Source organism: Peristeroidobacter agariperforans (assembly GCF_004138335.1).
Taxonomy (GTDB): domain Bacteria; phylum Pseudomonadota; class Gammaproteobacteria; order Steroidobacterales; family Steroidobacteraceae; genus Steroidobacter; species Steroidobacter agariperforans.
Genome location: NZ_RYFW01000002.1, coordinates 800,016 through 825,870, shown reverse-complemented (window position 1 = coordinate 825,870; position 25,855 = coordinate 800,016). Strand labels below are relative to the sequence as shown.

Genomic DNA, 25,855 nt, shown 5'->3' with positions numbered 1-25,855 from the left:
AGCCGCCCGATGATCGACTCAATCCTGCGCTTTGCCATTGCCCGTCGCTGGGTCGTTCTGTTCCTGGTGCTGGTCGCAGCCGCGGGCGGCGTCTGGAATTATCAGCGCCTGCCGATCGATGCGGTGCCCGACATCACCAATGTCCAGGTGCAGATCAATACTCAGGCGCCGGGCTACTCACCGCTCGAAGTCGAGCAGCGCATCACGTACCTGGTCGAGGTCGCCATCGCGGGCCTGCCGCACCTGGAGTACACGCGTTCGCTGTCACGATATGGGTTGTCACAGGTCACCGTCGTCTTCGAGGACGGCACCGATATCTACTTCGCACGCAATCTCATCAACGAACGCTTGCAGCAAGCCAGGAGCCAGCTGCCCGACGGCATCGAGCCCGAGATGGGCCCGATTGCCACGGGGCTGGGGGAGATATTCCTGTACACCGTGCGCGCCGACGCGAATGCGCGCCAGCCCGATGGACGCCCTTACGACGCCACCGCGCTTCGTATGTTGCAAGACTGGGTGATTCGCCCACAGTTGCGACAAGTGCCGGGCGTGACTGAGGTCAATACGATCGGCGGCTTCGAACGGGAGTATCACGTCACTCCCGATCCCGCTCGCCTGCTCGCATTCGGCCTGACGTTCGACGACATCGTCACCGCACTCCAAAAGAACAATGCCAACGTCGGCGCCGGCTATATCGAGCGCAACGGCGAGCAGTATCTGATTCGCTCGCCCGGCCAGGTTGCCGACATTACTTCCATCGAACAGATGGTCGTTACGCGCCGCGGCGGCGTGCCGGTCATGGTTAGAGACGTTGCGGAGGTGGCGTACGGTAAGCAGCTGCGAACCGGCGCGGCAACACGCGACGGTGAGGAAACCGTGTTGGGAACGGCGGTGATGCTGATCGCGGAGAACAGCCGCACGGTGTCGAAGGCGGTCTCGGAAAAACTCGCCGGGATCAATGGAACATTGCCCGAGGGTGTCACTGCGGATCCAGTCTACGATCGCACGGTCCTGGTCGAAAAGACCATCGCCACCGTGCAGAAGAATCTGCTCGAAGGCGCGATCCTGGTCGTCGCAGTCCTGTTGCTGATGCTGGGCAACGTTCGTGCGGCCTTGCTGACGGCTGCGGTCATTCCGCTATCCATGCTGATGCTGGTCACCGGCATGGTGCAGACGAAAGTCAGCGCCAACCTGATGTCGCTCGGCGCGCTCGACTTCGGCTTGATCGTCGATGGCGCCGTGATCATCGTCGAGAACTGCATGCTCCGCCTGGCGCAGCGTCAGCATCATGTCGGACGGTGGTTGGATCTCGATGATCGCCTGCACACCGTGTTCACGGCGACGCGTGAGGTATTCACACCGAGCCTCGTCAGCGTGCTCGTCGTCATTCTCGTCAATCTGCCCATCCTCGCGCTCACTGGCGTCGAAGGAAAGATGTTCCAGCCCATGGCGTTGACCGTGATCATCGCGTTGGTCGCCGCGCTCATTCTGTCGCTCACGTTCGTGCCTGCCGCGGTCGCGCTGTTCCTGACCGGCAAGATCGACGAAAAGGAGAACGCGATCGTGCGGAGCGCGCGTCGCGCTTATGAGCCCATTCTCGATGGCGCGTTGAAGTTCCGCACGTTCATTCTGGCAGGCGCCGTGATCTTTGTCGGTGTCTGCGCATGGCTAGGCTCGCGAATGGGCTCGGAGTTCATACCCAATCTGGATGAGGGAGATCTCGCGGTTCAGGCATTGCGCATTCCTGGCACCAGTCTCACTCAATCGCTGGAAATGCAGTTCCAGCTGGAACGGGCGCTGCAGGAGATGCCGGAGGTCAAGACTTATTTCTCCCGGGTCGGCACCGCCGAAGTGGCGACCGATCCGATGCCGCCGAACATCTCCGACGGTTACGTCATGCTGAAGGAGCGCCGCGATTGGCCGGATCCGGACAAGACCAAGGCCGAGCTGGTGCAGGAGATCGAGCAGAAACTCGACGCGATTCCTGGCAACGCGTTCGAGATCAGTCAGCCCATCCAGCTGCGCTTCAACGAAATGATCTCCGGAGTGCGCTCGGACCTGGGCATCAAGATCTACGGCGACGATCTCGATCGCTTGTTGCGATCCGGTAACGCCATCGCGCGCGTCTTGAACAGCATCGATGGTGCGGAAGGTGTGAAGGTCGAGCAGGTGGCCGGCCTGCCCGTGCTGTCGATCGAACCCAATCGCGCCGCGTTGTATCGCTATGGCCTGAACGTCGCAGCCGTCCAAGACGTGCTTTCTGCTGCGACTGGCGGCGAATCAGCTGGCCAGATCTTCGATGGCGACCAGCGTTTCAATATCGTGGTTCGACTGCCGGAGCATCTGCGTGCGGATATCGCCAATCTGTCCCGGCTACCGATAGCGCTGCCCGAAGGCGGCTACGTGCCGCTCGGCGAAGTCGCTTCGCTCGAACTCGCGCCCGGACCGAATCAGATCAGTCGCGAGAATGGCAAACGTCGCCTGATCGTTTCCGCCAACGTGCGCGGCCGCGACCTCGGTGGCTTCGTCACGGAAGCCAGAGAAAAGATCGCACGACAGATCGAGTTGCCAGCCGGTTACTGGCTCGACTATGGCGGCACATTCGAGCAACTGAAGTCCGCCTCGCAGCGACTCGCGGTGCTCGTGCCCGTGACGCTCGTGATGATTTTCGCGCTGCTGTTGATGACGTTCGGTTCCTCGAAGGACGCCGCATTGGTGTTCAGCGGCGTGCCGCTGGCGCTGACCGGCGGAGTCGTCGCACTGTGGCTTCGAGATATACCGCTATCGATCACTGCCGGCGTCGGCTTTATCACGCTGTCAGGCGTGGCCGTGCTCACCGGCGTAATGATGGTTTCCGCATTCCGCGATCGGCTGGCCGCCGGCGCCCGGCTGGAGGACGCGATCCGAGAAGGCGCGATGATGCGCCTGCGCCCGATCATGATGGTCGCCCTGGTGGCCGCGCTCGGCTTTCTACCAATGGCGTTGAACACGAGCACGGGTGCGGAAGTCCAGCGACCGCTGGCCACCGTCGTCATCGGCGGCATTCTCTCGTCCACGCTGCTGACCCTGCTGGTGCTGCCAGGCCTGTACCGCATGGCGTATCGGCCCGACTCAGCGCGAATTGCGCCTGCGCCAACGCTGCAGGAGTCGCACTCATGAGCCCGCGTCATCCAGTAGACTATGGATTCCAAGTTCCCTGCTACGCCCCACGTTCTCATGGAATCCGCCGCTCCGGAGCGCACGGGCAGTCGCCACTCAGCGCTGTCCGAGCTGCTGTCTCAAGTCGCAGAAGATGAAAGCCGCGAGCGGGTCTCCACCGGAGACCTGCTGGCCATGGCGGGCGATCGCGCGTTTGGCGCATTGATCTTCGTATTCGCGCTGCCGAACCTGGTTCCGACGCCGCCGGGCACGTCCGCCATTCTCGGACTGCCGCTGATCATCCTGTCATTTCAGTTGTTATACGGTCGTCGCACACCCTGGCTACCGAAGGCGATTGCAGCGAGGTCGATTGCTCGCGCAGATCTTGCGTCGGTGGTGCGTCGAACCGCGCCCGTGCTGAAACGAATCGAACGGGTGCTGAAGCCGCGTCTGAGCTGGCTCGTCACCGCTGTTTCGGAGCGCCTGCTCGCCCTGCTGATGCTGATTCTTTCGGTCATCCTGTTCTTGCCCATTCCCCTGGGCAATATCTTCCCGGCCGCGGCGATGTGCATCATTGCGCTCGCGTTGATCGAGCACGATGGGCTGGCAGCATTGTTCGGCGTCTTGATCGGCGCCGGGTCAGTGTTGATTGTCTGGGGCGCCTTGCTCGCCGTGCTCAAGGCGATCCTGCTGGCGCTCGAGCACTTTGCCGGCGTCTGAAATCAACAGCACCGCACCGATCGCAAGCAGCACGGCGATGAACAGCAGGCTTGCGGCGTAGCTGTTCGTATAGGTCTTGGCAAAGCCAATCGCTGCAGGCCCGAGGAAGCCACCGAAGTTTCCGAGCGAATTGATCAGCGCGATGGCGCCCGCAGCCGCGGCGCCCTGCAAGCCTCGACTCGCCAACGCCCAGAACGATGGCAACCCCGAATAGATACCCACAGCCGCCAGACACAGCGCCACGAACGCAACGACGGGCTCGCGGGTCCAGCCACTGACGGTCAGCGCCGCAGCTCCCAGCAGCATCGGCAACGCGACGTGCCACGAGCGCTCTTCGGTCGCATCCGAATGCCTGCCCCACAGCACCAGAGCGATGCACGCCAGTGAATATGGAATCATTGTGAGCAGCCCGACCTGCACGTTGCTCATGCCGCCCAGCGACGCGATGATCTGCGGCAACCAGAAACTGAACCCGTACAAGCCGACGAGAATGCAGAAGTACACCAGTCCATTGCGCCACACACGCGGCAGCATCAGCGCCTCGCGCAAGCTGCTGGCATGACCGTGAGTGGAGCCGGAATGCTCGCGCGCCAACTCGGCCTGCAGCCATCGCTTCTCGTCGTCACCAAGCCACCTGGCATCTGCCGGGCGGTCCGGAAGTACTGCGAGCACCGCGACGCCCAGCACGATCGTCGGGATCGCCTCCAATAGAAACATCCACTGCCAGCCCCTGAGTCCCAGGGCCTCGATGCCGAGCAGCGAGGTCGAGATCGGCGCACCGATGACGCTCGACAGCGGCAGCGCAATCATGAACAAAGCGATGATCCGGGCTCGATGCTGCGAAGGGAACCAGCAGGTCAAGTAGAAAATGATGCCGGGAAAGAAGCCGGCTTCGGCAATGCCGAGCAAGAAGCGTACGGCATAGAAACTCTTCGGCCCCTGTACGAACGCCATCGCCGCCGACAGCACACCCCAGCTGATCATGATGCGGGCAATCCAAATGCGCGCGCCGAAACGCTCGAGCAGCACGTTGCTCGGCACCTCGCACAGGATGTAACCGATGAAGAAGATGCCCGAGCCGATGCCAAAGGCGGCCGCTGAGATGCCCAGATCGACATTCATGGTGAGCGCCGCGAAGCCGACGTTCACCCGGTCAAGGAACGCAAAAAAGTACAGCACGCCCAAGAACGGAATCAGTCGCCACGCGACCCTGCGCAGCGCCGCGCCGCCGATGCTGTTGTCAGCCGGTTGAGTCATCACGTATTTCCACGACTGAGCACGTTACGAGCATTGCTCCGACCGTTCGCATGCGACGTCGGCGTGGTGCAACGGTCGGATGATGAGTTATGTAGCAGGCGATCTCGCTAGCGGCTCGATCGTGATATAGGAATGCGACCTGCTCCCCGGCCACTTTCAGAGTATACGGCACGGGGGGTCTTGCCGTAAGCCCCGGGGCTTGTCCCAGCATCGCCCGCCATGTCCAACCTGGAGGTAGCGATGAGCAAGCATGCAGTGGTGATCGTCGGAGCGGGTCCGACTGGCATGATGCTGGCGGGCGAGCTGGCGCTCGCGGACGTCGATGTTGCAATCGTCGAGCGGCGGCTCACCCCGGAAATCATTGGTTCGCGAGCAGGCGGCCTGCATGCCCGAAGCATCGAGGTGCTAGATCAGCGCGGCATCGCGGAGCGGTTTGTTTCTCAGGGGCAGAAGCACAACGCCGTGCACTTCCATGTCCCACTGGATATCAGCGACGCACCCACTCGTCACAACTATGTGCTCGGGCTGTGGCAGACGCACATCGAGCGCATCATGGCCGAATGGGTCGACGAGCTGAAAGTGCCAATCTACCGCGGACGCGAAGTCATCGGGTTCTCACAAGACGACGGCGGCATCGATGTGGAGCTCTCTGATGGCGAAACACTGCGCAGCCAATATCTGGTCGGCTGCGACGGAGGACGCAGTGTGGTCCGCAAAGCGGCGGCCATCGACTTCCCTGGCTGGGATCCCACGACGAGTTGGTTGATCGCCGAGGCCGACATGCGTGACGAACCCCAATGGGGAATGCGCCAAGACGCCGCGGGCCTGCACGGGATCGGCAAGTTGGAGGATGGCCGAGTCCGCATCGTTCTCACCGAATCACAGCTAAATTCCGCCACCGAGCCGACGCTGGACGATCTGCGCCAGGCGCTCATCGCCGTGTATGGGACCGATTACGGAGTCCACACTCCAACCTGGATCTCCCGATTTACCGATATGACTCGCCAGGCCGCGGCCTATCGCGAGCGACGCGTGCTACTCGCTGGGGACGCCGCGCACGTGCATCCGCCGGTAGGTGGGCAGGGATTGAATATCGGCGTGCAGGACGCGGTGAATCTGGGATGGAAGCTGGCCCAAGTGATCAAACAAACCTCGCCAGCGACCCTTCTGGATACCTATCACGCCGAGCGCCATCCGGTCGCGGCCCGTGCACTCCGTAACACGATGGCGCAAATCGCGCTTCGCCGTACAGACGATCGCGCCAAGGCATTGACCGACCGCGTTTCTGAGCTGCTCCGCATGGACGAGCCGCGCAGACGCCTGGCTGCGGAGATGGCGGGCCTGGACATTCATTACGACTTCGGGCCGGTCGATACTGAGAGGCACCCGCTGCTCGGGCGCCGTATGCCCGATCTCGATCTGGCAACCGCGAAGGGACCACGCCGGCTCTTCACCCTGCTCCACAAGGCCCGAGCGCTGCTTCTCAACCTTGGGGACCCCGGCGGAATCGACATCGTCCCGTGGACCGATCGAGTTCAGATGCTCGACGCCAAGTACGAAGGCGCGTGGGAGCTGCCAGTGCTCGGAGCCGTCCCTGCGCCCAGCGCCGTGTTGATCCGGCCGGACGGCCATGTGGCCTGGGTCGGCGGCTCGAATCAGCCTGGACTTACCGAGGCGCTGATCCGCTGGTTCGGATCGCCCCGCCGGGTGGATTGCATGTAACAATCGCGCCTTGCACGCTTCAACCCAGAGATCTAGAACGCACTTGAGGATGCGCTGAATGAAGGCAGCCGCGCGTATGACCCTCGCCCTCCCCGTCCTGCTCGGCGCGCTGGCGATGATGTTTGCGAGTCTCGCAACAGCGGACACGAAGCCCATCGACGGCGCCGCAACGCTCGCGCTCATGGAAAAAGCCGCCGACTGGCAACTCGCCCATCTCGAGCCGGCGAGCACGATCAAAGTCATGCGTGAGGAAACACGCAATGCCCGCAGCTGGCAGCAGGGCGCTTTCTACGTCGGGCTGACGGCGCTTGCGGAGCGAAGCCAGTCGGAGCGCTTCCGTGCAGCGATCTTGAGCCACGGCCGGAGCCAGAAATGGCGCCTCGGGGACCGGACCTATCACGCCGACGATCACGTCATCGGCCAAAGTTATCTTTGGGCATCGACTCACGGTGCGGGGCCGAAAGCCATCGCGCCCGCGCGGCGCAGGCTTGACGCCATCATCGCCGCGCCGTCGCCAGCCAATCTCGCCGCACACGAAGCAACGCAGTGCTGGGATCGATGGTGCTGGTGTGACGCGCTGTTCATGGCGCCGCCCCTCTGGATCGAGCTGTCGCAGCTCACCAACGACCCACGCTACGCGCAGTTTGCTCACCAGGAGTGGAAGGCAACTCAGGACTATCTCTACGACCGCGACGAACATCTGTTCTACCGCGACAGCCGCTTCTTCGAGCGGCGCGATGAGAAAGGTCGCAAGTTGTTCTGGAGCCGTGGCAATGGCTGGGTATTCGCTGGAATCGCGCGCGTGCTCACATTCCTGCCGAAGGACGATCCGGCGCGACCCGCCTACGAAACGCTGTTCAAACAGATGGCCGCCAAGCTGCAAACATTGCAGAAACCGGACGGCTACTGGCCGAGCTCGCTGCTGGCCCCGGAAAACACGCCGCCCGAATCGAGCGGCACGGGATTCTTCGTCTACGGCCTCGCGTGGGGCATCAACGCCAACTTGTTGGATCGCTACACCTATGAGCCAGCCGTGTTGCGCGGCTGGCAAGCGCTGGAAAAAGCGGTGGATGCAGACGGCCGGCTCGGATGGGTGCAGCAAGTCAGCGATCGACCCGATCAGGTCTTGCAGTCCGATACGCAGTTCTACGGTGTCGGCGCGCTTCTGCTGGCGGGCTCGGCACTGCTCGATTTATATAAGTAGCGGCTCAGGCGTCGAGCAAATGTCGCACGCGCATCGCGAGCTGCGCGCGATTGAATGGCTTGGTCAGCAGCTCGGCGTTGCGCTCCAGCTTGCCCTGCTGAAACATCGCATCCTGCGCATACCCGGTCGTGAACAGCACCGGCAGCTCGGGGCGCATCCGGCGCACTTCCTGAGCCAGCTCGCGGCCACTCATATGAGGCAGGCCCACATCGGTGAGCAGCAAACGGATCTCGGGGTGAGCGGCGATCAGCCGCAGTGCTGACGGCCCATCGGCAGACTGCAGCACCGAAAATCCCAGATCCTGCAAACATTCGATGCTGTAAGCGCGTACATCGTCCTCGTCTTCGACGACGAGCACGGTCTCGCTGGAGTGGCCCCGTGGCACCTCGTCTCCCGGTCGCTCCATTCGCGCTTCCGCCGAAACATCGACGCGGGGCAGATAAATCTTCACCGTCGTGCCTTCGCCAAGCTCGCTCTGCAACTTCACCGTGCCGCCCGACTGCTTCACGAAGCCGAACACCTGGCTCAAGCCCAGTCCGGTGCCCTGCCCGATCGGCTTGGTGGTGAAGAACGGATCGAACGCGCGAGCAATCACTTCTGCTGACATGCCGATGCCCGTGTCCGCCACGCTGATCACTGCGTGCGGCCCAGTCAGCAGGTCTCCCAAGCGCAGGGCCTCATCCTCGCTCACATTCACCAGCTCGGTCGCGATGGTCAACGTTCCTTTGCCGGACATGGCATCGCGCGCATTCACCGCCAGGTTCAACAGCGCACTTTCCATTTGATTGGAGTCCACACTGACCTGACCGACGCCGGCGCTGAGCCGCGACTGCACAGTGATTGCTTCCGGCAAGGTGCGACGGATCAGCTCGAGCAGCGTCGTCACGAGCTGATTGACGCTCGTGGGTTTCGGATTGAGCGGCTGGCGGCGTGCGAACGCGAGCAGCTGATGCGTCAACCCAGCGGCACGCTCGGCGCCTCGGGCCGCATGATCGATCGCACGCTGCAGTCTTTCGTCATTGGCAGGCGAGCGCCGCTGAACTATATCCAGATTTCCAAGGATCACGGTCAGCAGATTGTTGAAGTCGTGCGCGACACCGCCGGTGAGCTGACCGATCGCTTCCATCTTCTGCGCTTGATTGAGCTGCTCCTGCATCAGGCGCCGCTCGGTCATGTCGCGCGTGATCTTGGCATAACCGAGGACTTGGCCATCGGGTCCGTGGATCGGATCGATCAGTACGCTGGCCCAGAAGCGCGAGCCGTCCTTGCGCACGCGCCAGCCCTCGCCTTCGAACTTGCCCTTGGTCGCAACCAAGCTGAGCGAGCGATCCGGCAGGCCGCTGGCGCGATCCTCGATCGTATAGAACTGCGAGAAATGCCGGCCGATGATTTCGTCCGCGGTGTAGCCCTTGATGCGCTCCGCACCGGGATTCCACGAGGAGACATAACCCTTGCGATCGATCATGTAGATCGCACAGTCGGTGACGCCTGCAACCAGCTGCGCGAATTGCCTTTCGGTGCGGTTCAGGTCACGCACCTCCAGTTTCAACCGCTCGTTCGCCTCACACAGTTCGCGCGACACGCGCGCCCGTTCGACCGCCTCCCAACAACGGCCCGCGACCAGTTGCAACAGCTCGACTTCTTCCTGCCGCCACTGCCGCGGCCGATTCTGGTGAACGGCCATGACCGAGCACAGCTGGCCAGCTCTGAGCAGCGGGATGGCAATCCCCGCGCAGACCTGCGCCCGGCGATAGCTGTCGATCTCGCCTTGCGTACGCGGATCCGTCTCCACATCCTCGATGATGAAGGGCTGTCCGGACCGGGCCAGTCGCAGAAACTCGGCGCCGAATTCGTACAGGCGATAATGGCCGACCAGCGACGGCACGCCGTCGCTGTAATCGCCGACGATGTCGAACGTGTTCCGATCGGACGCGACCTCGGCGTAAGCGCACCGGCTCACCTTCATGGACTGGCTGACCAGACGGGCTGCGACCTGCGTGATCTCGGCGGCATCCGTCAGCGGGCGGAGCGCTGCATCGAGTGCGAGCAGAAACTCGTATGGTGCTGTTCTGGGAGGCACTTCTCTCATTGGCGTGCCATATGCCATTTACGTCCCCACCACGCAAGTACACACGACACAATGGCAGGCTCGCCGGCAAGTTCCTTACGGCTCGGCCCTTAGAAGCTGTAGCGGGCTGCGAGCTGCAGCAGCCGCTCGGTCGCTCTGGCGGGCAAGCCGATTTCCGCCCGCTGGCGGAGCGAGCCGGCCAATCGGATGGCCTCGGCCGCCAGTTGCCAGTGGTCATCGAAGCTGAACAGATAGGCCACGGTCCAGGCATCCGCGTCCTGATGGCTATCGAAAAAGCGCGCGCCACGGACGGTCTCGGTGTTCATGCGGTCGTAGCGGGCCGTGTAGCGATGCCGTCCGTACTGTTGGCTCATCAACACGAACCACGACTCGAAATCGACGATGATGAAACCGCGCCCATCGGCACTTGCACCGACCGCGGTGTCGCCCTGCATGTATTGAGCGATGGCGGTGATCTCGAGCGGCAACTCGACTCGCGCACCGAATGAATCGAATCGAGTCAGCCAGGTGGGCTCGCGAGCATCTTCCTCAGCCGTGTCGCCTCGGTTGTCGTAGTGCAGAGCCCGAAGCACGTGGCTGCCGGAAATCCTCGTCTCGACGCCTGCGTAGTATCCATAGCGACCGTCGACCTCGTCGAAGAACTCGATGTTCGGAATGTTCGGGTCCTGCACCAACGGCCGCGGCAGCTCGCCGAACAGCGCGGTCTGCCGGTCGTGAACGCCCCAGCCGCGCTGAAACAACAGAATCCCGGCCGGATCGTTCCAGCCATACGCCGATGCGACGATGCTCACATCGAAGTTGCGCCCCGCCGGCGCACCGAGCGCAGTCAACGATGTTTCCAAACCGATGGTGCGAAACTCTTCGCCCATCCAGGTGTTGATGGCCGACGCGCTGATGCTGTACAGGCTGTCCCAACCGACGCTGCGATTCTCCAGGGAAATCGGCGCGTAGAACGCACCTGCCCGAGTTTTCCAACGCAGCGGACTGGAGGCATACGGACGCCACTCCAGATACGCTTCGGTGAGATCGATGGGATTGCGATCGCCGTCACCGGTCGCTCTCGCGGTAACGCCGTAGCGGACCGTGTCGACGATCTCGCCGGCCGCATCGATCATCACCGCACCGAGCCGCAAGCCGTCGTCGTCGCCACCGAAACGCAACTGACCGGTGCCACCTTCGGTAAACGAATCCAGCGGCGAATCGACCACGACCGCGCGCAGATCGATCTGCGCTGTGATTTCGTGCGCCAGTGCGGACTGACCGAGCATCCACATCGAGACCGCAAGTGCGAGAGACGACAGGCGCATCAGTAGTCTCGCACTCGCTTGTCTTTGATCGGCACAGGCTCGGGCCGCAGTGCGCGTTTTAGTTTGAAAGACGCGCGAGTCGCTTGGTCACCGAGCGCGATGCTCTGAGTGTGCAGCCACTCGTGCGGAGGCAGCAGTGGCGTCCATACCTGCAATTCGTACTCGCCGGCAGGCAGATCGCGCCCTGTCCAGACGCCGTCATCGCCCGTCGTGCCGAACCAGGGCGCATCGGTGACGTAGAGATAACCCACCATGTTGTCGTGGATGTTGCAACCGACCGTCACGATGCCCGGCCGGTCGAACACCACCGGCTCGCGCGGCCTGCCGTGATACAACGCCAGCTCGAAGCGTTTAGGCGGCGAGAACGAATACACCTGGTGCGCAACCGAATCGTTGTTGGCAAACAGCACCGGCGTGCCGGTGTGGATGGCGAGCACATAAGGCGAGAACTGTCGGTCGATCTGGTCCATCTCGGCCATGGCCGGCCGCCCCGGCGCGCTCACCGCTGCCTTCGGTGTTGCCACGACAACTACATTGTGGGCCGGACGACCCTGGACATCACTCACACGGACGGTGAGATCGGCAGCCGACGCTGCCTGGGTGCATAGCGCCAGACCCAGCAGAAGTAGTACTTCAATGTGATGCGACGGCAATCTCACGGGCCGGATTGTGCCCGCGGGCATGAGCGCATGGCATGCCCCACCGCACAAAATCAACGTCGGCAGCCTTGCGCGAGAGGTGACGAATCGGCACCATGCAGCCGACGGATACGCAGCTGTCGGCAACGCTCCGCGAATAATTCATGGAGGCTTCAGCAGTGCCCTACGGGGTGAGGTGATCCGTGCCAACCGCTTCCAGCAGTGCTCCCGCCAGCACTCATGAGACTGCCCAGTCCAGCGACTCCGCCGCCCAGTTGCTGTCGCGGCGAGCCCTTCCGCCCTTCGAGACGTTGCGGGCTTTCGATGCCATCGCCCGCTTCGGCGGTGTGCGTAAGGCGGCGCAGTACTTATGTCGAGACCACGCCGTGGTCAGCCGGCATTTGCGCGCCATCGAAGTCTGGACCGGGACCAAGTTGATTCAAAGAACCCCGGCCGGCAGCGTGCTGACCGAAGACGGCGTCCGTTATCACCGCGACATTGCCAGTGCGCTGGATCTCATCGCCCGCGCCACGGTCGACTTGATCAAGCGCGGCAGTCATTCTCAATCCTGAGCTGGCCGCTACTGCTCGGCCCACGACTTCTCCCAGTCGATGTCGTTCGCCGGGCGGTTCGCTTCCCAGAAGAACTTGCCTCGTGGCTTGTCGTAGTTGCCGATCTCATTCATGGTGTTCGCGTCGTACAGGCGCCCGTTGACCATGGTGTAGCGGACGCTGTTGCTGTTCTGGATATCCTCGAGCGGGTTCTTGTCGAGCACGATGATGTCGGCGAGCTTGCCCGGCTCCAGCGAGCCCAACTGCTGCTCCAACCCGTGCGTGCGAGCGCCATTCAACGTTGCCGAGCGCAGTACGTTCAAATTGCTCATGCCGCCCTGTGCGAGCAGCCACATCTCCCAGTGCAACGCGAGGCCGATCACGTGACCGTGCGAGCCGGCATTGACGATCACGCCTGCGTCATCGAGCTTCTTCACCGAGCGTGACACCGAGCGATAGCCCACGTCCCACAACTCGTCGGCGACCTTGATGGAAGTCATGCCGCGCACGTACGGCGGCGCATAGTGAGGCGTGCTCAGCGGGCTGTAGCCGCTGGTGACCACCTGCACGAACGTGCGCACCTTCGGATCCTCCCACACGCGCTGGTTTTGGTAGATGAAGTTCTCGCCCAGCAACTCGCCATTGAGCATGATCAGCGTCGGCGTGTGCGGCGTCTGCCCGTGCTTGAACAGCTGCACCACGTCATCGTAGTAGTTCGCGACCGGCAGATTGTGCTGCTGATTGGTGTTGCCATCGATCACGGCGGTGAGATCGAGGTAGAAATTGCTCTCGCCTTCCACGTCCACCATGACGCCGGCCTCGCGACCGGCCTTGATGAGCATCTGCCGCTGGCTGCGCATGGGCTGGCGATAGCTTTTCACGATCGTGCCGCCGAGCGCCCGCTTGCGCGCCATGAAATCCCGCGCGTCCTGATAGCTGAGAATCGGCACGTAGCCGCTGTCCACCTTGGCGATGCGGCCGAACGCAATCAGCCCTGACTCGATGGAACGCGGACCGACCATATCGCCGGTCAACGTCATCTCGGTCTGAGTGTAGGAAGGCAACTCCAGACTGTACGGATCGTAGTTGGTCGTCACACCGAAGGCGAGATCGGCGTATCGGGCCGACTGACGTTGCGGCATCAGACCCGAAGATGTGTAGTAGCAGTTGTTGATGTGGCCGTGCATGTCGAACAGGCCTGGCATCACCGTCTTGCCGGCCGCATCGATGATCTTCGCGCCGGACGGCACCGTGACTTCGCCCGCCGCTCCCACGGCGACGATGCGATTGCCCCGCACGACGACGGTCCCGCGCTCGATGACCTGATCGCCCGCCATCGTGATGATGCGTCCGTTGGTGAACGCCACGTGGCCTGCAGGGACATCGACCTGAGCTTCCAGACCCGCCGCGACTCGTTGCAACTGCGGCTTGACCGCCGCGTCGTCCGCGACGGCCGCAGTCACCAATTGATCGCCGACGGCCCAGTGCAAACGCTTCGAATCCGTCGACCACACAACCGCATAACCGCCGATATCGCTCAGCCTCGTCACGCGATTGGCGCTGTCGCTCCCGGTCGTCAGCGTCACAGGCTCGCCAGTCTGGTGATAGCGAGTCACGTAGTACTGCTGACGATGACGGAACGCGATCCAGTTGAGGTCTGGGCTTACTCGCGGCTCGGAGGTGTCGGCATCCAAGGTCTTCGCGTGAACACGCTTATCGAAGCCCTCGAGGTTCACGCTTTCCAGCGCGGCAACCATAGCGTGGTCGATGTAACTCTTGGTCGAGTAATAGATGCGTTGCCCGTCGGGCGAGAACATGGGCGCATCGCCCGGCGGCCCGATGTAGTGAGCTTCACCGCCGCTGGCGTCGATCCAATACAAACCGATTCTGGCCTCGCGACCGCCGAGGCAGCGATCGCCTGCATCGATGTTGAACACGATACGGTTGCCGTCGGGCGAGAAGGAAGGCACGCGCAACACGCCCGCGGTGCTGTAAATGGTCTTCGGCGCGCCGCCTTGCGCGCTCACGATCATCAGCCGACTACCACTCTCATCATTCCAGTCGACATAAGCGATCGTGCGACCGTCGCGTGAGAACGCCGGCTCGAATTCGAACGTACTCGCACGAGTCAAACGCGCGGGTTTGGCATCGTCATGCTTGCGCCACAAGCGGCCGAGCGCATTGAATACGACGACGCGATCGTCGGGCGAATACGCGAGCTGACGAATCGCACGAACCGTTATCGATTTCGGCGCGAGGTCGTGCGTGAAGCGCGGCGGCACGGTGATCTTGTGACGCGAGCGGACGCTGAAAGGAATTTGCTTCGCCGCGCCAGTATCCATGTCGACATTCCAGAGCTTGCCCTTTCCCCAGATCGCGACGTGTCGGTTGTCCGGGAACCAGCCGTACTGCGGGTAATAGCCGTCGATCCAGCTGTAGTCGGCCTGCTCGTCCCGATCCAGACCTGCGAACACGGGCAGTTGCTTGCCGGTGGCAATGTCATAAACAAACAGCACGGTTTGTTCCCGCACGCGGCGGACGAAGGCGATGCGCTGATCGTTCGGCGAGAGTTGCGAAGCGATGGCGCTGCCAAAGCCGCGAATCAGTTGCTTGGTTTCACCGCTGGCAAGGTCTCGACGCATCACGGCGAAGTTGCTGTGATTCGCATCCACATACACGCGCGACGGGCTCGATGGCGTCACCTTCTCCGTGTAGTAGAGATAGCGGCCGTCGCGCGAGAACTGCGGCTCGTTGACCGGCTCGTCATTGTCGGGCGCAGGCACGAGCAATCGCCCACTACCGCCGCGCAAGTCGTAGATGCGGAGCTCGGCAGCGTGATGCTTCTCTTCGGTCGCGAACTGCAGCGCGCCGGCGACCAGCGTGCCGTCGCCGTTCCAGGCGGGCGTGCTCAGCAAGCGGATCGATTCCTTCGTCACTTGTCGGGCGTTGGAGCCATCGGCGCTCGAGACCCAGAAGTTGTCGCTGCCGCCGCCATCGCTGATGTAGAGCAGCTGACGACCATCGGGACTGAAGCGCGGATTGCGCTGCATGGCCGCTCCACCGTGCAGCAGCCTGGCTTCGCCACCGGACGCCGGCATCACATAGATGTCGCCGAGCAGGTCGAACGCGAGCGTCTTGCCGTCAGGGCTGACGGCCACGCTCATCCAGGTGCCTTCGCTGACCTGGAACTCGGCGTCATACGACGGCTGGCCGGTAGCTTCGACGTTCCAAGGGGCTTCGGCGAGCGCGGGCGCCGCGAGGAGGGACAACAGCAATCTGCAGCAGAGATTCGTGGACTTCATTGATTCGCTCACTGCCCGGACCACGACGAGTTCCAATCGATGCCTTTGTAGTCATCCATTTCCCAGTAGAACCGGGTGCGGAGCCGTGGATGGTTGCCGATCTCGTTCATGGTCACCGAGTCGTAGAGCCGGCCATTGAGCAGCGTGTAGCGCACCGAGTTGCTGTTGCGAATGTCCTCCAGGGGATTGCGGTCGAGCACGATCAGGTCGGCGAGCTTGCCGACTTCCAGCGAGCCCAGGTGCTCGTCGAAACCCAGTGTGGTTGCGCCATTCCAGGTCGCCGCGCGCAGGATGCGGTGATTGCTCATGCCTCCCTGTGCGAGCAGCTGCATCTCCCAATGCACCGCCAGCCCGGCTATCTCGCCGTGCGAGCCAACGTTGATGCGAACGCCTGCGTCATCGAGCTTCTTGATGGAGCGTGACACCGAGCGAAAACCGATATCCCAAAGCTCATCTGCTACGTGGATGCTCGTCATATTGCGTGAGTGCACCGGTGCGCCGCCTGGCGTTTCCAGTGCGCTGTAACTCGAAGTCGCCTCCTGCGCAAAGGCCTTGATCTTCGGATCCTCCCAGGCGCGCGACTGTTGGTAGAGAAAGTTCTCGCCGAACAGCTCGCCGAACGAGACCACCAGCGTCGGCGTGTTCGAGCTGGTCGCGTGACTCATGAGCTGGATCACGTCGTCGTAATAATGTGCGACCGGCAGGTTGTGCTCGATGTTGCTGTGGCCGTCGAGCACCATGGAAATGCCGTTATGGAAGTGCCCCTCGCCTTCCACGTCGACCATGATGCCGCTCTCGCGCCCCGCCTTGACCAGCATCTGCCGTTGTTGACGGCCCGGCTGCTTGTAGCTCTTGACGATCCTGCCGCAGAGCGCTTGCTTGCGAAGCAGAGCCTTGTGCGCATCTTCGTACTCGCGCAGCGGGACGTAAGTGAAGTCGGACTTCCCGGCGCGGCCGTAGATGGGATTGCCCGAGCCGATCCATCGCGGTCCGACAGTGATGCCTGCCAGATCCGTCTCGCGGGTCTCGTAATTCGGCAGCTCGCTCGAGTAAGGATCGAAGTTGGTCGTCACGCCGAAGGCCAGCGCAGCGTAGCGAGGACCTTGCTTCCGCGGCATCACGCCGGAGTCGTAGCAGCAATCGATATGACCGTGCATGTCGATCAATCCCGGCATGATCGTTTTGCCGGAGGCGTCGATCACTTGCGCGTCGGCCGGAACCGTGACAGATGCACTCGGACCGACAGCAACGATGCGATTGCCTGCGACGACGACCGTGCCCTGCTCGATCACTTCATCGCCTCTCATGGTAATGATGCGCGCGTTAGTGAAGGCCAGCTTTCCTGTGGGAATGTCAGCCTGCAGTTTCAGGTCGATCTTGGTATAGGGCTGCGGCGCAGGCGTCGATGCCGCATCGGCGACATTTGCGCGATAGAGCGACGCGCCGAGTGTCCAATGCAGCGTCGAAGAGTCGTTCGACCATGTCAGGGAATATCCACCCAGATCGGTCAGTGCTCGCACCGGGACTTCGCTGCTGGCGGCACTGACCGTGAGCGGTGCGCCGAGCTCATGGAACGGCATCACGAAGTACTGCTGTGACTCGCGAAACGCGATCCAACGTAAATCGGGGCTCACGCGCAGCTCCAACGTGTCTGCGTTCAGTGTGTGTGCATGCTCTCGCTTGTCCAAGCCATCGAGTGTCACGCTGACCAACGAGTGCACCAGCTCCCGGTTCACCCGACCGACTTCGACGTAATAGATGCGCTGCCCGTCGGGCGAGAACATCGGCCAATCATCGCCAGCAGCAACGAAGCGACTCTCGCCACTGCGAGCGGGCACGACATAGATGCCCGGCTGCGTGCCATAGCCGCCCATGGCCTTGTCCGCTGCAGCGATCCGATAGACGATGAGCTTGCCGTCGGGCGAAAACGAAGGATTGCGAATGACGCCGCGGCTCGTCGCCACAGCGCGCCCGTTCCGGCCAACGGCGTTCGCGACTTTCAACGTGCTGCCGCGCTCGTCATCCCACTCGACATATGCGAACGAGCGGCCGTCGCGCGAGAACGCCGGATCGAACTCGAAGGCCTCGCTCTTGCTCAACCGTGTCGGCGCAGCTGTAAAAGCAGCCTGGTTCCACAGCCTGCCGAGCGCCGTGAACACCAGACGCTTGCCGTCGACCGATGGCGCAAGCTGTCGTATCGATCGAACGGTGACCGTGTCCGGCGCCGGGTTTTGTTCGAAGTGCGGCGCGCGCACGATGCGATGTCTGGCGTGCACACGGAACGGAATCTCCGTGGCCGTGCTGGCCTGTGTATCGACCTTGTACAGCTTGCCTTTGCCCCAGATCGCGATGTGACGATGGTCGGGGAACCAGTCGAAGCGCGGGTAATAGGCATGCTGCTGCACGAAATCGGCTTGCAGGTCCCGATCCAGCTCATCGAATACCGGCACTTGCGTGCGAGCCGCCACGTCATAGACGAACAGCACCGTCTTTTCCTTGACGCGGCGGACGAACGCGACCTTCTTACCATCGCGCGAGACCTGTGGCGAAGTCGCGCTGCCCCACCCTCCCAACAAATCTTCGGTTGCGCCGGACGCGAGCTCACGGCGCTTGATCACGTAGTTGGGATGGTTGGGATTGATGTAGATGTTCGGCTCGACGATCCGCTGGGTGTAGTAAACGAACCGGCCATCGGGCGTGAAGCTCGGCTCCTGCACGTCGCGTCGATTTGCCGGCATCTCGACCAGCACCGCGCCGCGGCCGCCGTGCAGATCGAACAAACGAATCTCCGATGCCTTCATCAGCGGGAAGGTCGAGTACGCCTGCACGACAGCGATGGATTGGTCTTGCGGCCCCCACGTCGGCGCACCCAGCATGTTGGCGGCGTCATGAGTGATCTGGCGCGCGTTCGAGCCGTCGCCGTTCGAGATCCACGCGTTGTCGAAACCGCTCGCATCGCTCTGATACAGCAGCTTGCTGCCGTCGGCGCTGAAGCTCGGGAAGACTTGCATGGCGGGCCCGCCATGGACACGCCGCGCCTCGCCGCCAGTGGCGGGCAACACATAAATGTCGCCGAGCAAGTCGAAGGCGAGCGTCGCGCCGTCCGGGCTCACATCGACGCTCATCCAGGTGCCTTCGCTGACAGCGAACTCGGCGTCTGCGAAGGGCTGACCGGTATCAGTGACGTCCCAGGCGCCGTCCCCGGCCAGCGCGACCGTGCTCGACAACAAAATACTTCCGGCCAGGCACAGCCGCTCGAGTCGCCGCCGTATTGTCATTCACGCTCCCCACGATCGTCGTCGCCTTCTTATAGCTATTCAGGCGACGGCCTGGGTTGCGTAGCGCGCGCCACAGCGGTGAGACCGGGTCACCACTATGGCGGCACGAGCGATCAGGGCGCGGGCTTCACGTCATAGACGACCACTTTTTCCCAAAGATGCTCGCAATCGGCGACGAATTTTTTGTGGATGGGATGCACCTGGTACGCGTTCTGGCCGGCCACATCGTCGAAAAACAAAATCTCCGAGGCGCTGTAGCTCGCATCGACGACGCCGCGCTGCTCGGTTTCCGCCGGCACGCCGACGTGAATGGCCTTGACGGTCTCGATCCCGCCCAGCGTCCGCAGCCCGGTCAGCAACCGGTTCAGATCTTCCTTGGACTTGGGGTTCTTGAGCCAGAAGAACACGTGATGGACCACCGGCGGAATTGCCGCCTTCGTCGTGCCTCCAGCCCCGCCAGAGGGCGCGGCGGCGGCGGCGTGAGCGGCTACGCCTGCACCTGCCAGCGCTGCAGCGGCGGTCAGGACTTCTCGTCGGCTATGGGTCGTCATGCTCGGCTTCCTTTTGCCTGAGTTAATCGAATTGTCGAGTATAAGCTGGCACAGGCGGTGTGCTCGCCAGTCATTTATCATTCGCGGCATGGACAGCACCACGCACGCCCCTGCACCGCCGGCTCGCTCGCTGCCCGTGGATGCAGACAAGCAGCGCAGCCTGGTCGCCGCACTGCGCACTTTGCTGCCCGACGACGCCGTCCTGTTTCGAGAGGAAGAGACCCGGCCCTATGAATGCGATGGGCTGACGCTGTTTCGTCAGCTGCCCATGGTCGTGGCCCTGCCGGAAACGGAGGACCAGGTCCGCCGCATCCTGCAGCTCTGTCACGAGCACCAGGTGCCCGTCATTCCGCGTGGCGCCGGCACTGGCCTGTCGGGCAGCGCTCTGCCCCACCCTGCGGGGTTGTTGCTCTCGCTGGCCAAGCTGAATCGAATTCTCTCGATCGATCCTCGCGCGCGAACCGCAATGGTGCAGCCTGGCGTCCGCAATCTTGCGATCAGCGAAGCAGCGGCGCGTCATCGTCTTTACTACGCGCCCGATCCGTCCAGTCAGATAGCCTGCACGATCGGCGGCAACGTCGCGGAGAACTCTGGCGGCGTGCACTGTTTGAAATACGGCCTGACCATTCACAACGTTTTGCGCGTGCGCGGCCTGACGATCGAAGGCGAAGTGGTGGAATTTGGGGGCCTGGCGCCGGATGCGCCCGGTCTGGACTTGTTGGCGCTGGTCATCGGCTCGGAAGGCATGCTCGCGGTCGTGACTGAAGTGACAGTGCGACTCGTGCCCGTCGCGCAGACAGCTCGTTGCATCATGGCCAGCTTCGCGGATATCGGCGAGGCCGGCGATGCGGTCGCCGCGTTGATCGCCAACGGCATCATTCCTGCGGGCCTGGAGATGCTGGATCAAGCAGCCAGCCGATTGGTAGAGCCGTTCGCCAACGCAGGCTATGACCTCGACGCCGCCGCCGTGCTGTTGTGCGAATCGGACGGCACGCCGGAAGAAGTCGCCGAGGAAATCGAACGAATGTCGGCGGTGCTGGTGGCCGCGCGCGCCACTCGAATTCAAGTCTCGAACAGCGAAGCCGAGCGCCTGCGCTTCTGGGCCGGACGAAAGAATGCTTTTCCTGCGGCCGGTCGCGCTTCGCCTGCTTATTACTGCATGGATGGCACCATTCCGCGGCGTCGGCTCGGCGAAGTGTTGAAGGCGATTCAAGCGTTGGAGCCGAAGTACGGGCTGCGCTGCCCGAATGTATTCCACGCCGGCGACGGCAACTTGCACCCATTGATCTTGTTCGATGACGCCGATCCGGAATCGGTCGCTCGTGCCGAAGCATTCGGCGCGGAGATCCTGGAGTTGTGCGTGCAAATGGGTGGCACTGTGACCGGCGAGCACGGCGTCGGCGTCGAGAAACTGGATCAGATGTGCTCGCAGTTCGATCGGCCCACGCTCGATGCATTCCTCGGCGTGAAGAGCGCGTTCGATCCTGCGGGCCTGCTGAACCCGGGCAAGGTCGTGCCCACCCTGCACCGCTGCGCCGAATACGGGCGCATGCGCGTGCACGGTGGCAATGTTCGATTTCCAGAATTGCCGCGCTTCTGATGGATCAAGCACTCAGTCAACTGTGCGAAACCGTGCGTGCCGCTGCGGAGGCGCGAACCCCGCTACTCATCCGAGCCGGCGGCACCAAAGATTTCTACGGCAATGAATCTTCCGACGCCGTGCTCGATCCGCGCAGCGTCACGGGCATCGTTGATTACGAGCCAACGGAACTGGTCATCACTGCGCGAGCTGGCACGCCACTCGCCGAGTTGGAGCAATTGTTAGCCAAGAACGGTCAGCTGCTCGCCTTCGAGCCGCCGCACTTCGGCGCCAACGCAACTATCGGTGGTTGTATCGCTGCCGGCCTGGCAGGTCCTCGCCGCGTTTCCTTCGGGCCGACCTATGGCGGCGTTCGTGACTTCGTGCTCGGCGCGAAGTTGGTCGACGGTCGCGGCCAATTGCTGAGCTTCGGCGGGACGGTGATGAAGAACGTCGCGGGTTACGATGTCTCGCGACTGCTGGCCGGCTCCATGGGCATTCTCGGCGTGATCGCCGAAGTATCGATCAAGGTGCTGCCCCGTCCAATGTCACATCACACGCTGTGCTTCGAGATGACCGAAACCGCGGCGATATACAAGCTCAATGAATGGGCAGGGCGACCGCTGCCGCTGTCCGCATCCATGTGGCATGACGGCGCACTCTATTTGCGATTGGCGGGCGCCTCAGCGGCGGTGCGCGCGGCACGTCATCATCTGGGCGGCGAGGAAATCGACAACTATCAGGCAGACGCCTTCTGGACCAGCATTCGCGAGCAGACGCATCCGTTCTTCGGGGACGACGCGCCGCTGTGGCGAGTATCGGTACCTACAACGGCTCCCAGTCTGTCCATGGTCGAGCCGCAGTTGATTGAATGGAATGGCGCGCTTCGATGGATGCGGACCCACCGTTCTGCCGAAGAGGTGCGCGAGTGCGCAGAACAAGCGGGCGGTCATGCGACGTTGTTTCGGAACGGTGATCGCTCGGCAGGTGCGTTCACGCCGCTCACGGCGCCGCTGGCTGCGATTCATCGACGGCTGAAATCGCAATTCGATCCGGCCCATATCTTCAATCGTGGCCGGCTCTATCCGGATCTTTGAGCAGTCGCCCATGAGAACGCAGCTCGCCGATTTCATCAAAGACACGCCCGAAGGCAAGGAGGCCGAGGAGATCGTGCGCCGCTGCGTGCATTGTGGCTTTTGCACGGCCACCTGCCCCACTTATCAGCTGCTCGGCGACGAGCTCGATGGACCGCGCGGCCGGATCTATCTCATGAAGCAGGTGCTCGAAGGCGTCGAGCCCACTCGAAGCACCCAGCTTCACCTGGATCGATGCCTCACCTGCCGCGCCTGTGAGACGACCTGCCCTTCGGGTGTGCAGTACGGCCGGCTGGTGGATATCGGACGCGACATCGTCGAGAAAAAGATCGAGCGTCCGTTCGGCGAGCAAGTGGCGCGGTCAGCGCTGAAGCATGGGTTGACGAGCAAGCTGTTCGGTCCTGCGATGCGCGCTGGCCAGGCCGTGCGCTCGTTCCTTCCCGAATCGATTCGCGCAAAGATTCCGGAACGACGCGACCCTGGCGCGTGGCCACAGCGTTCGCACGCTCGAAAGATGTTGCTGCCGCTGGGCTGCGTGCAGCCCTCGATGTCACCCAGCATCGATGCGGCGACGGCTCGGGTGCTCGATGCACTAGAGATCGAGGCGATCACTCCCGCGGCGAGCTGCTGTGGCGCCATCAAACATCACCTGAACGATCACGATGCGGCGCTGGTTGAAGTCCGCCGTAATATCGATGCGTGGTGGCCACATGTGGAGACCGGCGTCGAAGCCATCGTAATGAACGCGTCGGGCTGTGGCGCGATGGTCAAAGAGTATGCGCATTTGCTACGGCATGATCCGGTGCATGCCGAGAAAGCTCGGCGCATCGTCGCTCTGACAAAGGATCTGGCTGAGCTGCTGCCCCAACATGCGGCGCAGTTGACGAGCAAGCTCCGCGAGAAAGCACCGGAGCGCGTCGTGTTTCATCCGCCCTGCACTTTGCAGCACGGGCAGAAAATTCGCGGCGTCGTGGAGCAACTGCTCACCGCCTTCGGCGCCGAAGTGTTGCCGCTGTCGGAGAGTCACTTGTGTTGCGGCTCGGCGGGCACTTACTCGATCTTGCAGCCCGAGCTGAGTCAACGACTCCGCGATCGCAAGCTCGAAGCGCTGCACGCGCCGCAGCCCGATGTGATTCTCTCGGCCAACATCGGCTGCATCACTCATCTGGCGAATGGCGCACAAGTGCCCGTGCGCCACTGGATCGAATGGCTCGACGCGCGGCTCGCGTAGCGCTCAACCCGCCGCTTTCAATTCGCGACGTCGCTTGTGCAGGATGTACTCGGTGTAGCCGTTCGGCTGCTCGCGACCGAGGAAGATCAAATCGCTCGCCGCCTTGAATGCGATGCTGCCGTTTAGATCGTTGGCCATCGCCCGGTAGCTCGAGTCGCCGGCGTTCTGCGCATCCACGACCGCAGCCATCCGCTGCAATGTTTCTTTGACCCGCTGCTCCGTGCACACGCCATGGAGCAGCCAGTTCGCGACGTGCTGGCTCGAGATGCGCAACGTGGCGCGATCTTCCATCAAGCCGACATCGTGAATGTCCGGCACCTTCGAGCAGCCCACGCCCTGGTCGATCCAGCGCACGACATAGCCGAGAATGCCTTGAATGTTGTTGTCGAGCTCGCTCTGGATCGCTTCGGCCGTGAAGCCCGACTCGGCCAGCGGCGCACGGAGCAGATCGTCGAGGCCCGTCGCTTTGCCTGACTGAAGCTGCCTCTGCAATTCGTTCTGAACTGCCCGCACATCGACTTGGTGATAATGGAGTGCGTGCAGCGTCGCCGCCGTCGGGGATGGCACCCATGCAGTGTTTGCGCCGGCGCGAGGATGGCCCGCCTTCGCGGCCAACATGCCGGCCATCTTGTCCGGCATCGCCCACATACCTTTGCCGATCTGGGCACGACCGCGCAGGCCGGTGTTCAACCCCACCTCGACGTTGCGCTTCTCGTAGGCGACCAGCCAAGGTTGTGTCTTGATAGCGTCCTTGCGCATCACCGGCCCGCCTTGCATGGCGGTGTGAATCTCGTCGCCGGTGCGATCGAGGAAGCCCGTGTTGATGAACACGACGCGATGTTTCACTTTCTCGATGCAGGCGCTCAGGTTCAAGCTGGTGCGACGCTCCTCATCCATCACGCCGATCTTCACTGTGTGCTTGGGGAGCCCGAGCGCTTCTTCCACCCAGCCAAACAGATCGTTGGCCAGCGCGGCCTCCTCCGGACCGTGCATCTTCGGCTTCACCACGTACACCGAGCCAGTGCGGCTGTTTCGGCCGCCGCCACGCAGGTCGTGCAGAGCGATTGCGACCGTAACGAGCGCATCGAGCACCGTCTCGAAAATCTCTTTGCCTTCGTGAAGCACGGCGTCGGTGCGCATGTGATGGCCGACGTTTCGTACCAGCATCAAGCTGCGGCCGGGCAATGTGAGCTCTTTATGGCCCGGCGCGGTGTACACGCGATCCGCGTTCAGCTTGCGGGTCATCGCGCCCTTGCCCTTTGCGAACGTCGCTTGCAGATCGCCGGTCATCAGGCCCAGCCAGTTGCTGTAAACCGCCACCTTTTCGTCTGCATCGACGGCGGCGACCGAGTCTTCGCAGTCCTGAATCGTGGTGATCGCCGACTCCAACACCACGTCCGAGACACCCGCGGCGTCGGTCGCTCCAATCGGGTGTTTACGATCGATGCAGATTTCGACGTGCAGACCGTGATGCCTCAGCAGAATGCCTTGCGGGTCAGCGGCTGCGCCACGCCAGCCTTCAAGCGTTGCAGGAACCGCCAGCGTCGCGCGTGATCCGTCCTTGAGCGTCACGACCAGCTTGTCGCTCTCGATGGAATACCTGGTCGAGTCCTCATGCTTGCCATGAGTGAGCGCCGCGACTTCATCCAAGAACTTGCGCGCGTACCCAATGACCTTCGCGCCGCGATCCGCGTTGTATGGCGAGCCTGCCGGCAACGGCGCTTCCAACGCATCGGTGCCATAGAGCGCATCGTAGAGACTGCCCCAACGGGCGTTCGCGGCATTCAACGCATAACGCGCATTACTCAGTGGCACGACGAGCTGTGGACCGGCGATGTGCGCGATCTCTCTATCGACCTGCTCGGTGTCGACCTGAAATGCGGCGGGCTCGGCAACGAGGTAGCCGATGGACTCGAGAAACTGACGCTGCTGCGACACATCGATGGGCTTACCGCGCTGCTGTTGCCACCAAGCATCGATCTTCGCTTGCAGATCGTCGCGCTTCGCGAGCAGTTGCTCATTGCGAGGTGAGAATTCCTTGACGATGCGCTCCAGGCTGTTCCAGAACGCCTGTTCCTGCACGCCGGTCCCGGTCAGCGCCCGCTGGATGAAACCGTGCAGCACGCCGGCGATTTCCAGACTCCCCACCTTGACTCTTGCGCTCATCGTCGTGTCACTCGCAGCTGCCGACTGC

Annotated in this window: 16 protein-coding genes; 8 read left to right on the top strand and 8 right to left on the bottom strand. The window is 62.6% G+C overall.

The window, feature by feature from the left end:
- Nucleotides 1-9 precede the first annotated feature (9 nt).
- Nucleotides 10-3,159 carry a CusA/CzcA family heavy metal efflux RND transporter gene (locus EK373_RS17595; protein ID WP_129645032.1) on the top strand — a complete coding sequence of 1,050 codons (3,150 nt, stop codon included), beginning with the start codon at nucleotides 10-12 and terminating at the stop codon, nucleotides 3,157-3,159.
- Between the two features lie 21 nt (nucleotides 3,160-3,180).
- Entirely contained in the window at nucleotides 3,181-3,858 is a 678-nt protein-coding gene (locus EK373_RS17590) for an exopolysaccharide biosynthesis protein (RefSeq protein WP_198683402.1), read from the top strand.
- Here the strand turns inward: EK373_RS17590 and EK373_RS17585 are convergent.
- Entirely contained in the window at nucleotides 3,778-5,115 is a 1,338-nt protein-coding gene (locus EK373_RS17585) for an MFS transporter (RefSeq protein WP_129645031.1), read from the bottom strand. The two genes, EK373_RS17590 and EK373_RS17585, sit on opposite strands and share 81 nt — an antisense overlap.
- A gap of 240 nt (nucleotides 5,116-5,355) precedes the next feature.
- On the opposite strand from EK373_RS17585, the gene EK373_RS17580 reads away from it, so the two are divergent.
- Both EK373_RS17580 and EK373_RS17575 read left to right on the top strand, forming a co-directional pair.
- Nucleotides 5,356-6,837, top strand: coding sequence for an FAD-dependent monooxygenase (locus EK373_RS17580; RefSeq protein ID WP_129645030.1), 1,482 nt, complete (start codon nucleotides 5,356-5,358; stop codon nucleotides 6,835-6,837).
- A 76-nt stretch (nucleotides 6,838-6,913) separates the two neighbouring features.
- Entirely contained in the window at nucleotides 6,914-8,041 is a 1,128-nt protein-coding gene (locus tag EK373_RS17575; RefSeq protein WP_129645029.1) for a glycoside hydrolase family 88/105 protein, read from the top strand.
- Between the two features lie 4 nt (nucleotides 8,042-8,045).
- Here the strand turns inward: EK373_RS17575 and EK373_RS17570 are convergent, their stop codons facing one another.
- The 3 genes from EK373_RS17570 to EK373_RS17560 all read right to left on the bottom strand — a co-directional run bounded on the left by EK373_RS17570 (nucleotide 8,046) and on the right by EK373_RS17560 (nucleotide 12,096).
- On the bottom strand, nucleotides 8,046-10,130 hold the full coding sequence (locus tag EK373_RS17570) for a PAS domain S-box protein (protein WP_198683401.1): 2,085 nt from the start codon (nucleotides 10,128-10,130) through the stop codon (nucleotides 8,046-8,048).
- Nucleotides 10,131-10,219: 89 nt separating this feature from the next.
- On the bottom strand, nucleotides 10,220-11,437 hold the full coding sequence (locus tag EK373_RS17565) for a hypothetical protein (protein WP_129645027.1): 1,218 nt from the start codon (nucleotides 11,435-11,437) through the stop codon (nucleotides 10,220-10,222).
- On the bottom strand, nucleotides 11,437-12,096 hold the full coding sequence (locus EK373_RS17560; RefSeq protein ID WP_129645026.1) for a methylamine utilization protein: 660 nt from the start codon (nucleotides 12,094-12,096) through the stop codon (nucleotides 11,437-11,439). Before EK373_RS17560 ends, EK373_RS17565 begins: the two co-directional genes overlap by 1 nt.
- A 182-nt stretch (nucleotides 12,097-12,278) precedes the next feature.
- Between EK373_RS17560 and EK373_RS17555 the strand changes: the two genes are divergently transcribed.
- The gene (locus tag EK373_RS17555; protein ID WP_129645025.1) at nucleotides 12,279-12,647 is read left to right on the top strand and encodes a LysR family transcriptional regulator; all 369 of its coding nucleotides are present in this window, start codon (nucleotides 12,279-12,281) and stop codon (nucleotides 12,645-12,647) included.
- Between the two features lie 8 nt (nucleotides 12,648-12,655).
- Here the strand turns inward: EK373_RS17555 and EK373_RS17550 are convergent, their stop codons facing one another.
- The 3 genes from EK373_RS17550 to EK373_RS17540 all read right to left on the bottom strand — a co-directional run bounded on the left by EK373_RS17550 (nucleotide 12,656) and on the right by EK373_RS17540 (nucleotide 19,757).
- Nucleotides 12,656-15,928, bottom strand: coding sequence for an amidohydrolase family protein (locus EK373_RS17550; RefSeq protein WP_129645024.1), 3,273 nt, complete (start codon nucleotides 15,926-15,928; stop codon nucleotides 12,656-12,658).
- 8 nt (nucleotides 15,929-15,936) lie between these two features.
- On the bottom strand, nucleotides 15,937-19,206 hold the full coding sequence (locus tag EK373_RS17545) for an amidohydrolase family protein (RefSeq protein WP_129645023.1): 3,270 nt from the start codon (nucleotides 19,204-19,206) through the stop codon (nucleotides 15,937-15,939).
- 113 nt (nucleotides 19,207-19,319) lie between these two features.
- Complete coding sequence (locus EK373_RS17540; RefSeq protein ID WP_129645022.1) at nucleotides 19,320-19,757, bottom strand: Dabb family protein; 438 nt, start codon at nucleotides 19,755-19,757, stop codon at nucleotides 19,320-19,322.
- A gap of 88 nt (nucleotides 19,758-19,845) precedes the next feature.
- On the opposite strand from EK373_RS17540, the gene EK373_RS17535 reads away from it, so the two are divergent.
- From EK373_RS17535 to glcF, 3 genes are read left to right on the top strand one after another with little or no spacing between them, the layout of a single operon-like run.
- Nucleotides 19,846-21,357, top strand: coding sequence for an FAD-linked oxidase C-terminal domain-containing protein (locus tag EK373_RS17535; RefSeq protein ID WP_129645021.1), 1,512 nt, complete (start codon nucleotides 19,846-19,848; stop codon nucleotides 21,355-21,357).
- Nucleotides 21,357-22,433: a glycolate oxidase subunit GlcE gene (glcE, locus tag EK373_RS17530; protein ID WP_129645020.1), complete on the top strand. Its 1,077-nt coding sequence runs from the start codon at nucleotides 21,357-21,359 to the stop codon at nucleotides 22,431-22,433. The genes EK373_RS17535 and glcE overlap by 1 nt, the downstream gene beginning before the upstream one ends.
- A 10-nt stretch (nucleotides 22,434-22,443) precedes the next feature.
- Nucleotides 22,444-23,661, top strand: coding sequence for a glycolate oxidase subunit GlcF (gene glcF, locus EK373_RS17525; RefSeq protein ID WP_129645019.1), 1,218 nt, complete (start codon nucleotides 22,444-22,446; stop codon nucleotides 23,659-23,661).
- A gap of 3 nt (nucleotides 23,662-23,664) precedes the next feature.
- On the opposite strand, the gene EK373_RS17520 is transcribed toward glcF, so the two are convergent.
- The gene (locus EK373_RS17520) at nucleotides 23,665-25,827 is read right to left on the bottom strand and encodes a malate synthase G (protein WP_129645018.1); all 2,163 of its coding nucleotides are present in this window, start codon (nucleotides 25,825-25,827) and stop codon (nucleotides 23,665-23,667) included.
- Nucleotides 25,828-25,855 lie beyond the last annotated feature (28 nt).

What these genes read in the sequence shown, in the direction of transcription:
- EK373_RS17580 (WP_129645030.1), top strand. Translation starts at nt 5,356, where the DNA reads ATGAGCAAGCATGCAGTGGTGATCGTCGGAGCGGGTCCGACTGGCATG.
- EK373_RS17550 (WP_129645024.1), bottom strand. Translation starts at nt 15,928, where the DNA reads ATGAAGTCCACGAATCTCTGCTGCAGATTGCTGTTGTCCCTCCTCGCG.
- EK373_RS17535 (WP_129645021.1), top strand. Translation starts at nt 19,846, where the DNA reads ATGGACAGCACCACGCACGCCCCTGCACCGCCGGCTCGCTCGCTGCCC.
- EK373_RS17595 (WP_129645032.1), top strand. Translation starts at nt 10, where the DNA reads ATGATCGACTCAATCCTGCGCTTTGCCATTGCCCGTCGCTGGGTCGTT.
- EK373_RS17520 (WP_129645018.1), bottom strand. Translation starts at nt 25,827, where the DNA reads ATGAGCGCAAGAGTCAAGGTGGGGAGTCTGGAAATCGCCGGCGTGCTG.
- EK373_RS17575 (WP_129645029.1), top strand. Translation starts at nt 6,914, where the DNA reads ATGACCCTCGCCCTCCCCGTCCTGCTCGGCGCGCTGGCGATGATGTTT.
- EK373_RS17570 (WP_198683401.1), bottom strand. Translation starts at nt 10,130, where the DNA reads ATGAGAGAAGTGCCTCCCAGAACAGCACCATACGAGTTTCTGCTCGCA.
- EK373_RS17545 (WP_129645023.1), bottom strand. Translation starts at nt 19,206, where the DNA reads ATGACAATACGGCGGCGACTCGAGCGGCTGTGCCTGGCCGGAAGTATT.
- EK373_RS17585 (WP_129645031.1), bottom strand. Translation starts at nt 5,115, where the DNA reads ATGACTCAACCGGCTGACAACAGCATCGGCGGCGCGGCGCTGCGCAGG.
- EK373_RS17565 (WP_129645027.1), bottom strand. Translation starts at nt 11,437, where the DNA reads ATGCGCCTGTCGTCTCTCGCACTTGCGGTCTCGATGTGGATGCTCGGT.
- EK373_RS17590 (WP_198683402.1), top strand. Translation starts at nt 3,181, where the DNA reads ATGGATTCCAAGTTCCCTGCTACGCCCCACGTTCTCATGGAATCCGCC.
- glcF (WP_129645019.1), top strand. Translation starts at nt 22,444, where the DNA reads ATGAGAACGCAGCTCGCCGATTTCATCAAAGACACGCCCGAAGGCAAG.
- glcE (WP_129645020.1), top strand. Translation starts at nt 21,357, where the DNA reads ATGGATCAAGCACTCAGTCAACTGTGCGAAACCGTGCGTGCCGCTGCG.
- EK373_RS17540 (WP_129645022.1), bottom strand. Translation starts at nt 19,757, where the DNA reads ATGACGACCCATAGCCGACGAGAAGTCCTGACCGCCGCTGCAGCGCTG.